This is a genomic window from Exiguobacterium undae DSM 14481, from assembly GCF_000620805.1.
Taxonomy (GTDB): Bacteria; Bacillota; Bacilli; order Exiguobacteriales; family Exiguobacteriaceae; genus Exiguobacterium_A; species Exiguobacterium_A undae.
On record NZ_KK211187.1, the window covers coordinates 2,393,718 to 2,404,025 of the forward strand.

The 10,308-nt window shown below is 46.7% G+C and carries 8 protein-coding genes; 1 reads left to right on the plus strand and 7 read right to left on the minus strand.

Features of this window, described 5'->3' with window-relative positions; genetic code table 11:
- The first annotated feature begins 1 nt into the window (after nucleotide 1).
- Nucleotides 2–1,474 (plus strand): phytoene desaturase family protein, encoded by a 1,473-nt coding sequence (locus tag P397_RS0113190; RefSeq protein ID WP_026833709.1) that lies wholly within the window; start codon nucleotides 2–4, stop codon nucleotides 1,472–1,474.
- 463 nt (nucleotides 1,475–1,937) lie between these two features.
- Here the strand turns inward: P397_RS0113190 and P397_RS0113195 are convergent, their stop codons facing one another.
- The 7 genes from P397_RS0113195 to P397_RS0113230 form a co-directional block, all read right to left on the minus strand.
- Nucleotides 1,938–2,765 (minus strand): phytoene/squalene synthase family protein, encoded by an 828-nt coding sequence (locus P397_RS0113195; RefSeq protein WP_028106841.1) that lies wholly within the window; start codon nucleotides 2,763–2,765, stop codon nucleotides 1,938–1,940.
- Nucleotides 2,731–4,203, minus strand: coding sequence for a phytoene desaturase family protein (locus P397_RS0113200; protein ID WP_026833711.1), 1,473 nt, complete (start codon nucleotides 4,201–4,203; stop codon nucleotides 2,731–2,733). The genes P397_RS0113195 and P397_RS0113200 overlap by 35 nt, the downstream gene beginning before the upstream one ends.
- A complete protein-coding gene (locus P397_RS0113205; protein ID WP_028106842.1) occupies nucleotides 4,200–5,690 on the minus strand; it encodes a phytoene desaturase family protein in 1,491 nt (496 codons plus the stop codon). Before P397_RS0113205 ends, P397_RS0113200 begins: the two co-directional genes overlap by 4 nt.
- Nucleotides 5,691–5,796: 106 nt before the next feature.
- Nucleotides 5,797–6,795: a class I SAM-dependent methyltransferase gene (locus tag P397_RS0113215; protein WP_026833713.1), complete on the minus strand. Its 999-nt coding sequence runs from the start codon at nucleotides 6,793–6,795 to the stop codon at nucleotides 5,797–5,799.
- Nucleotides 6,796–6,930: 135 nt separating this feature from the next.
- On the minus strand, nucleotides 6,931–7,311 hold the full coding sequence (locus P397_RS0113220; protein WP_028106843.1) for a DUF1516 family protein: 381 nt from the start codon (nucleotides 7,309–7,311) through the stop codon (nucleotides 6,931–6,933).
- Nucleotides 7,312–7,374: 63 nt separating this feature from the next.
- A complete protein-coding gene (locus P397_RS0113225; RefSeq protein WP_028106844.1) occupies nucleotides 7,375–9,942 on the minus strand; it encodes an ATP-binding protein in 2,568 nt (855 codons plus the stop codon).
- Nucleotides 9,923–10,300 carry a response regulator gene (locus P397_RS0113230; RefSeq protein WP_026833716.1) on the minus strand — a complete coding sequence of 126 codons (378 nt, stop codon included), beginning with the start codon at nucleotides 10,298–10,300 and terminating at the stop codon, nucleotides 9,923–9,925. The genes P397_RS0113225 and P397_RS0113230 overlap by 20 nt, the downstream gene beginning before the upstream one ends.
- Between the last annotated feature and the right edge of the window lie 8 nt (nucleotides 10,301–10,308).

The window sequence follows — 10,308 nt, forward strand, 5'->3', positions numbered from 1 at the left end:
TATGAAACATATTGCAGTCATCGGTGCGGGGCTTGGTGGATTAAGTGCTGCCATCTCCCTCGCTTCAAAAGGCTTTAAAGTTACTGTTATTGAACGGAATGAACACATCGGTGGAAAGATGATGCCGATCGTTGCAGACGGACACCGCTTTGATTTTGGTCCAAACACCATCACGATGCCTGAAATCTTTCAGTCCGTCATCTTAGAATCTGGTGCAAATCCAGATGATTACTTTACTTTTGAAAAATTAGCACGTCATACCGTCAACCATTTTCCGGATGGCCGTTCGCTGACATTTGCCAGCGGTCGCGAGGCGATGCGCACGGAAGTCGATCGCTTTACCGGTGGACAACTTTCAAAAAACGATATTACAGGTTATCAAGAAGAAGTCGCTCACTTATTCCAAATTGCTAAACAGCAATTTTTTATCAACATTGACTCCTACTTCAACTTCTCGTTGTTGCGTGACATGGCAAAAGTCCACCCGTTGACATCATTACACGCACTGCACAAAAAATACTTCAAGGATCCGCAATTGATTCAAGCATTGGATCGTTACGCCACGTACATCGGCAGCAGTCCTTTTCAGGCACCTGCCACATTTGGTCTCATCGCCCATCTCGAGTTGAATGACGGTGTCTATTTTACGCGTGGAGGAAATACGGCGATTGCCGAAGGATTTGCCCGTCGTGCTCAAGAACTGGGGGTCGTTTTCCGTTTGGGTGAAGAAGTGACACAAATCGAAGTCACGAATCATCTGGCAACGGAAATCGAATTGAATCATGTCGATTACCTGTCCGTCGATTTCATCGTTCTAAACGGCGATTTATTAACTCAATACCCACGGCTGATCTCTGAGACGATTCGACCTGACTTTAAAAATCCGACACCGTCCCAGATGGAGCCTTCCATTTCCGCTTACGTCCGTTGCATCGGACTTTCCCGTCGGATTGAAGGACTCGCTCATCACAACGTGTTCTTCTCATCCGACTATGAAGCAGAGTTCGAGGCATTGTTTACCCAACACCGTTATGCGGAGGAACCGACCATTTATATTTCCAATTCTTCTGTGACAGCACCGGACATGGGGCTCGCTGGAGATAACTTGTTTGTTTTGGTGAATGCTCCGGCGACTCACGAAGGATCTGTCATTGATTTTGATACGTATGACGAGATCATCAACCGACGTTTGCAAACGTTCGGCATTGATGTGACGGAGGATGTTGTCTTCGAACAACGCATCACACCACAGGATATCGAACAAAAATTTTCGGCGTATCACGGTTCGTTATACGGTCTTTCTTCAAACGGTACACGCGGAGCATTCATGCGTCCTAGTAACCGTTCAAAGAATGTTCACAATTTGTTTTTTGCCGGCGGATCAACGCATCCCGGTGGTGGCAGTCCAATGGTGACGCTTTCAGGAAAACTGGCAAGTGAACGAATCGTATCGGCGGTTGCTTCCACCCTGTGAACGTTATGTGAATTGCATATCAATTACTTGTACGGACAACTTAGATTTGATACGATTACTTCGAGTTCAAGAGGTAGTGATTGACCCCACATCCTCAATCAAGCGCATGGTGACTTCCCCGAGTCAAACGCGTTTAGGAACTTAACCAATCTGTTGTCGTGTGATTGTTCGTGCAAGACCCACTTGTTCGAGGTACTGCCAACGTAACCCTTTCGGCATGAATTACGACGTTCCCCCTTAGATCGTCTCATCCCGACTGGTTTACAGACGGCTCAATTACGAATCGATCCATCCCCGTGGATCAAGACCCGTCTTGTTTGGAATACGGTATCCAATCACATACACAGATCAAGTTTAGACTCCCCGGTCTAAACTCCATAAAAAAAAGACCTTGGTCCCCGCCAAGGTCTTTTTTTTATGGAGTTTCAACATCACGATCCGATGGTTTAAATCAATCAGTCGATCAGATCGTAGCCAGTAACTTCATCTTTTGCCACCGGCTGACGTAAGCACGTTTCGTAAAGACATCATACTGGTTATCACGTGCCGCATCCAGGATACCACGGTACAGTAAGGCCGCTACTTTCAATGCCCGACGACTCTCTTTCGGATATCGATCGAACGAAGGCGTTGCTGCATCGTACAGGTGCTCGGCTCTTAAAGCCAATGCTTCCCACAATCCTTCAAAATCACCCGACGGTGTGCCGGCTAATAACGATTCAGTCGTTACGCCGTACTCATCCATCCAGTTCTTCGGCAAGTAGACGCGCCCTCGTTTTGCATCTTCCCCGACATCACGCAGAATGTTCGTCAGTTGCATTGCAATGCCGAGTTGAATCGCGGATTCACGTAAGTCGGGTTGGTTTGGGGCAAGGATCGGCAGTAACATCAAACCGACCGTACTCGCGACATAATAGCTGTACTTTTCCGTTTCCTCTAGAGACTGGTAACGATTTTTTTCAATGTCCCACCGCATGCCTTCTGCCAACTCTAAAAAAGGTGTCTCATCCATTTCATATCTAGAAAAGACGTCTGAGAGGGCAATCCACAACGGTTTTTCAATTGACTGACCGGATCGGAACAAACGAAACTCTTCTAAAAATTCCGCTAAACTTTCTTTTGGCGTGGCGGATTCATCTACCGTATCGTCGAGGAACCGACAAAATGTGTAAATGGCATACACCGCCATCCGGTCTTGCTTCGGCAATAAGGAAAAGGCCTTATAAAACGTTTTAGATCCGCTTTGAATCGTCTGTTCACATACTACGTACGCGTTCGTCACTGTATCCACTTTTCCACCTCATCTCTTGTTCCATTCGATTGACAAGTAATGTCGCTCCCATCATGACGATCGGAACGCCTCCACATGGATGGACAGATGCGCCGACTGCATATAATCGTTCAATATCAGCGTATGGTTTTGCTTGTGTCTTCAAGGCAGCAGATTGGCGGATCGTTGGTGCGATGCCAAAACTTCCGCCCTCATACAATCCAAATTCTTTTGCATCTTGAGGTGTTCGAACCTGCATTTCCATGACCTGCTGTTCGAACCCGGGCACATGCTGCTCGATTTTGGCTAAAATCCGGTCGATGAATCCATGCGCCTCGTACCGGTCACGGTCAAAACCGCGTGGTGATGGAACCAGGGCGTAAACGACACTGTCATCCGCTTCCGTTAATGTATCATCCACCTTGCTCGGATTAAACAGATACACCGCCGGGTTCACCGGTAACTCATCTTTTTTAAAGATTGATGTCATCAAAGGTTGAAGATCACTTGGCATGAGGAAACGATGCACTGGTAGATCCACTTTTCCCTTTATCTTAAAGTACAATAACAGTGTACCGCCGGATGGGACATATTGTTTAGGTTGCTTGCCTTCCACCAAGTATTCCATCAGCGGGAACTCACCATTCAACACGACGCTGTCATACAGATGTTCCTGTCCGTTGACAAGCACTCCTTTAGCTTGGCCTTCTCTAATCATTACACGTTCGACCGGTTGGTTAAACTCGAACCGCACACCCCGTCGAACCAGTTCCTCGTACATCCGCTCCGCCAAGGAGAAGTAACCGCCTTTGACATACCAGACACCTTCCTCCTGTTCGCGGTAAGGAATCAATCCATAAATCGAAGGCGTCGTATACGGATTTCCGCCGATGTAAAACGTCGGAAAACTGTAAGCCATCCGTAAATACTTACTTTTGAAATAACGCTTCAAATGATCGTGCGCCGTCTCAAGTGCATGCATTTTCACAAGTGGCGCTAACATACTCGGTTGCAACAATTCCGTTTTGCGGAAATAACTCCGCTCTAAAAATTTCGATACGCTGACGTCATAATCCTTTGCTTTTTGATTCATAAATTCTTGAAAACCACGACCTTCACCAAACTGGCGCTCAATCGCTACTGCTTGAGCGACGACATCGGCTTGTTTCGTGACGACTGTCCCGTCGTCGAAATGAAGATCATACAACGGATCAATCCGCTCCAGTTCAACCCCTTCGAGACCCGCTTCTTTTAATTGTTCCTGTAGCTTCCCAGGCATCAATACAATCGTCGGACCTTGATCGATCCGGCCGCCGGACTGAAAATCAACGGATGTCAGTCTGCCGCCAGCTCGTGCTTCCTTCTCAAAAATCGTGATTTCAACTTCCGGATAACGTTTTGTTAATAATAATGCGGCATGTAACGTACCGACACCTGCTCCAACGAATCCAATCTTCATTTCAAAGCACCTACTTCACTTGTCAATAAGTCGGCTGTAATCCGGGCCGACTCAAAAATCGTCGGCAGTCCGCTTCCGGGATGCGTTCCCCCGCCTACTAAATAAACATGATCCAATTCTTCAAAACGGTTATGTGGTCTGAAATACATCATCTGTGTCAATTGATGGCCCAGGTTAAAGGTTGCACCCTGGTGTACGCCCATCGCTTCCCAGTCATCCGGTGTGAACATTTCTTCAACTTCGATTGCGGCTTCGACACCTTTGTACGGGGAACGGTCTTCGAGCGCATCGAGAACACGGCGACGTAACTTGGGTCCTTCGATGGCCCAGTCGAGTTCGGAATAATTATTCGGGACCGGTACCAACACATACAAGGCGGATTTGCCTTCCGGCGCAAGTGTCGTATCGATCACCGATGGATTTTGAACATAAAACGAAAAATCTTCCGATAACTCGAGCGTCTGCGTCATCTCACGCACGTTTTTCTCGTAATCGTCGGCAAAATAAATCGTATGATGCGGTGCATCAAAGGTTTTATTGACGCCTAAGTACAGCATGAACGTTGAACAAGAGAATTTTTTACGGTCAATCTTCGGACGTGACCATTTTTTCAGAACACCTTCCGGAACAAGATGATTCATCGCATGGGCAAAATCGGCACCGACCACAACATCATCATATAGGACGTGTTCTCCGGACTCTAAAATGACTCCGGTCGCTACTTTCCCATCCAAGATCAATTCGCTGATTCCCGTCTCCAGATGAACGGTCCCGCCGAGCTCTTCGATCGCCTGTTTCATCGCTTCTGGAATGCGGTTCATTCCGCCGATCGGGTGATGGACCCCATAAGCATGTTCCATGTAAGACAAAATCGAAAATCCACCCGGGCATTCCCATGCTGACATGCCTAAATATTTCGCCTGAAACGTAAAGGCATATTTGAGTTCTTCGCTTGTGAAATAGTCTGACAAGACATCGTACAACGATCGTCCCAGAGATAGTCGTGGAAGCGCGGTAATGACACGTGGTGACAGATAGTCTGTCAACTTATCATGTTTCGTTTGCAAAATCGGCATCAATTTTCCGAGTTTCAACGCCTGTTCTGCCATGAAACGATCGTACCCTTCACCGTTCCCCGGAAAATGCTGTTCGATCGTCTGTTTCATCCGATCACGATCCGTCGTCATCGTAAAGTGTTCTTTCCCACCGTTGAAATATAACGTATACATCGGATCAAGCGCCTTTAAGTCCAAATAATCACTCATCTTCAATCCGATACTCGTAAATAGATTCTCTAAAATATGCGGCATATTCAAAAAAGTAGGTCCACGGTCAAATTGATACTCGCCTACTTGTACACGAGAGGTTCGCCCACCCACAATCGGTTGTTTTTCGTATACGGTTACGTCTACTCCTCTGCCCGCGAGCAACATCGCACAAGCGAGCCCTCCAGGTCCTGCTCCAATAACGGCTACACGCTGCTTCACACGAATCTCTCCTTTTTATCTCTATTCGTTTTAACTATTATACTAATCACATACTCATCCCCACAAATTTGAACTGCGTTAAAACTGTAAAAACGCCAATCTTCCATTAGGAAGTGGCGTTTGCAGTCACAATATACCAAGCTCCTTCTTTCAAAAACGGTGAAATCGAGACATTTTCGAAACCGGCAGCATGCAGTTGTTCCGTTAATTCCTGCTTACCTGGTAACGGATAGAGATTTTCATGTAAGGTCATGAATGCATTAAAGGCAGCGGAGAACGGTGCACCGTATTCACTGTCACGTAGTGGTGTGACCAAGATGACGGTTCCGGCATCTTTGACGAAACGACGGACCCCTTCCAGAAGACGAAGGCGTTCTTCTTTCGGGAAGTAGTACAGAATGTTATTCATCATGACACCGTCATAGGTTTCCTTGACTTCAAATGTCTTGATGTCTCCGACTACAAAATCGATTTCCCCGGTCGTATCACGTCGTTTTGCTTCTTCAATGACAGACTCCTCGATGTCGATCCCGGCCAGTCGGAGTTCCGGCAAGGCTTCATGGATTTTGCGTAAGTAACCGCCATACGCACAGCCGATATCCAGTAAAGAGGTCACATTTTGATTCCGGATGATATGTCGGACGGCGGGAAAAGCGACGGTTTCCACTAAGGCAGACGTCTCAGCGACGATATCCCCGTGCTCTTCGCCGTCAAATGTTTTTTGTTGACCATCTTCCAAGAACTTTGGATACGAGAAGAGTGCCGGAAGATGCAATTCCATCAGTTCTGATAACATGAAGCCAATACTCCGGTCATCCGATTTCGATAACTCAGGTAAAACATGGCGTGTTGCGGTGTAGCGCAGGTCTTTCTTTTTCAAGTGTCCGACAGCCAGCCCCACTTCAAACCAGCGTGACAAAGCTTCTGCCGTCAGTGGTTGTTTTAAACGGATTTGTGCTTCCGCTTGTGTTGCCCCCGAGCCCAACACGTCAAACAATCCATACTTGTATCCGATGTATCCATGCCATAAAGGTAAGACAGGTTCTGCTCGTTTCATCCATTTTCTTGCCCGGAAAACTTTTGTCCATTCTTTCAACTGTGCCACAAGCGTTCCCCTCTCAACTGCGTAATATATCCCTTTTCCCAAATAACAACAGATTGTAACCACAAAAAAACACGCTTCGCCCTAATTGGACGAAACGTGTGTCGGAGTCAGCTTCACGCTGACGATTCGTTCAGTTTAGAAGAACTGCATTCCGTACGGTAAAGAATACCCGAGGAAAATCGTCACGAGGACCAGTGTAGCAAATCCAAGCAGGAAGCCGGAATAGGATTTCCCTTTTTTCAGACGGACAAGCGTCAACTCACCCAGTACCAGTACTAAAATTCCGGCAGTGATCTTCGCATGATACAAACCATCCGGATTAGCAGAAGCCCCGATGATTTGAATGTAAAGATAAAGACCGGTTGCGAACGTCAACAACAGCAATAAACGGAACGCCATGTGAATTCCTTTTGCAGCGCTTTTTCCGTTCTTGTACATGGAAAAGGCGACAAAAAATGTGACGAGCAGTAAGACCCATAATAAAACGTGTGTGTGCACAAATGCAGTAATCGGCATTGTGGTTCCCCCTTTTTTAATTTCTTACTATATCGTAGCTGATTTTTCACACTAGATATAGCATTATTTTCCTGAGATATCGATCATGTCAGAAACTGTTTCATATGTCGTGACGATGTGCGGCAGTTTGACGGTAAACGTGCTTCCCCGTTTTTCAATCGACGCGACGGAAATGTTCCCGCCGTGTCCTTCCACGATTTCTTTACAGATTGCCAGTCCAAGACCGGTTCCGCCAATTTTTCGGCTGTCTGAGTTATCGACTCGATAAAACTTCTCGAACAGTTTCTCAAGAGCGTTGCTCGGAATCCCGATTCCTTCATCGCGAACATCAATTTGAACATATTGATGATCCACGGTGAGCGCGACTTCAATGTTTCCGCCGAGTGGAGAATATTTCACCGCATTATTCAGCAGATTGTTCATCAATTGTTTCATCTTTTCTTCGTCCGCTTCAATCAGAGGATACGAGGCATCGTCGTGCGCATAAAATGTAATCGTATGTTGCGCTGTCGACGCGGCATAAAATTGCGTCGTCTCTTCCAATAACGGACGTAAATCAATCAATCCCTTTTGATAGGACTGGGTTCCGGATTCCATTCGTTGGACATCCAAGAAGTCATTCACCAAATTCGCCAAGCGCTCGGTTTCAGAATGAATCGTCTTTAAATAACGGTCTTGTCGGGATACATCGATGTCCCGGTTCAACATCAATTCCGTGAATCCGTAAATCGATGATAACGGTGTCCGCAATTCATGCGAAACCGTCGAGACCAACTCCGATTTCAAACGATCCATCTCGGTTTCTTTCGTGACGTCCCGCAAGACAAGCATCGTCCCTTTTCGAACCCCTTCTATTTCAATCGACTCCACATAAAATTGAATGAAAACGACTTGTTCACGAATCGAGAACTGGAGGCTGTCTTTTGGAACTTCGCCCTGCAATACAGCTTCTACATAACGGGAGAAGGCTTCCGGTTCATCAACGACCGCATGGATCGTATCCAGACAGCCTTGAAGCGTCTCTGTTTTCGCCGTACCGAATTGGAGTTCCGGGAACAGATCATACAGCGGACGATTCACGAACACGTCCTCTTTGCCCGGTTCGATGTAGATGACCGCTTCCCGAATCGAATCTAAAATCCGTTCCGTCTTTGTTTTTTCCCGGTTCATCTCGTCAAATAACCGCATGCGGAGAAGCGATAACGACAGTTGCCGTGAGAAGGACATGACATCCCGCATCTGTTCGTTCGTAAACTGATCCCGGTAACGAACCAGATAGATAAACGCGATCACTTCCTCCGACGCCGGATCAAGAATCGGCACTGCCGTCTCGTACATATAGTACGGATACGGCAGCGGATGGTTACTGGCCACTTGTTTCGACGAATGGACAGCTTTCTTCAGCGAGTCAGCTCGTTTCAACAACGAAAAATCACTGCCTAATAGTTGTTCGGACAGTTCTTCCGTCATGCCGTGTGTCACGATCGAATACGCAGATCCCTCATCCACGAACACAAGGGCACCGATTTCTGAATCGGTGATTGTAATCAGCTTCTCAATGATCTCCGGATATGCCGTCAACGCTTCCCTCGCCGCCAGTGTTTCCGTCAAATCATTGCGGTATTGGAGGTGTTGTTCATTTCGCATCGTCAGTTCAAGTGCTTCTTCGAGTTCCTGCTGTTGTGCCTGCAGTTCCTCTTGTTGCGCTTGTAACTCTTCTTGCTGGGCTTGGAGTTCTTCATTTTTCGCCAGCATGTGCTGTTTGTTTTCCGAAATCGAACCCGCCATCTGATTAAAGGATAACGCTAAAATACCGATTTCATCTTTTCGGTCAGGCACTTCGACACGCGAAATGTCTTCCCCTCCCGCCAGGCGTTGGCTGTTTTTGACGAGCGAGAGCAACTCGGCTGTAATTTTCCGAATGAACGGGTATACAAAGAAAATCAATACCCCTACCAACACGATGATATTTGAAAGCCAAATCAGTTGAGTCGTCTGGATTTCTTGTTCAAGCTGCTGACTTGTCTTTCCCGACCACTCTTCAAGGAAGTCCCGGTAGCCGCCAAGCGCCAGCTCACTTTTATTGATTTCAGACAAGACGTCGATGTTCCCGGACGCATCCAGCTTGATTCGTCCGTTCGCGAGCAATTCTTTCCCCAGCGGTAAGGACGTCAATGTCGTTCCTTCTAAAAACGATTCATCGACCTCACCGGATGCTTTGGCTTCGACATAGGATTGAATTAACGGCAAAATCGCTTCAAAATAATAGGCATACAGTTCGCGCGAAGAACGGGCATAATCTTTCCCTTGCTCATAAATCGCATTTTCCTCAAACCAACGTGTCTGCTCGTCAATCGTCGCCTGTTGATCCACCATCTTTTGATAGATCTCCTGATCACCAATCAGCGCATATCCCCGCATGTTAAACTGCAAGTCTTGCCATTGTTCCCAAAGTGCGCCGGCACGGGCACTGCGATCTCTAATGTCTTCGAGCTTGAGTCGTGTCTCCTGTAATTTCGTGTCGGTGTAATTGTAGACAATCAATGAAGAAATCATCAGCGTCGTTAAAACGATATAAAAGGAAGCCATCAGCTGGCGTCCGATTTTTCGATTAATCCACCGGATGATCACTCAATATTCCTCCTACGACATCAATCAATTCGAGTGGACTGAACGGTTTTGAGAAGAAATAGTTGGCGCCGATTTCTTGTGCTCGTTCCCGGTCGGATTGTTGACTTTTGGCTGTTAACATCATGATTTTCAGTTGTTGCTTATCCGGATGTTGCCGTACTTTTTCAATGACTTCGATTCCGGTCATGCCAGGCATCATATAGTCGAGTAACACAAGATCGTAATGCTCGCTCATGATTTTTTGGTAGGCTTCATCTCCGTCTGTTGCTTCATCAATCGTATATCCTTCGTCTTCTAATGTATCGAGCACCAACATTCGTAAGACATCTTCATCTTCTGCTAATAAAATACGTGCCATCTATAAAA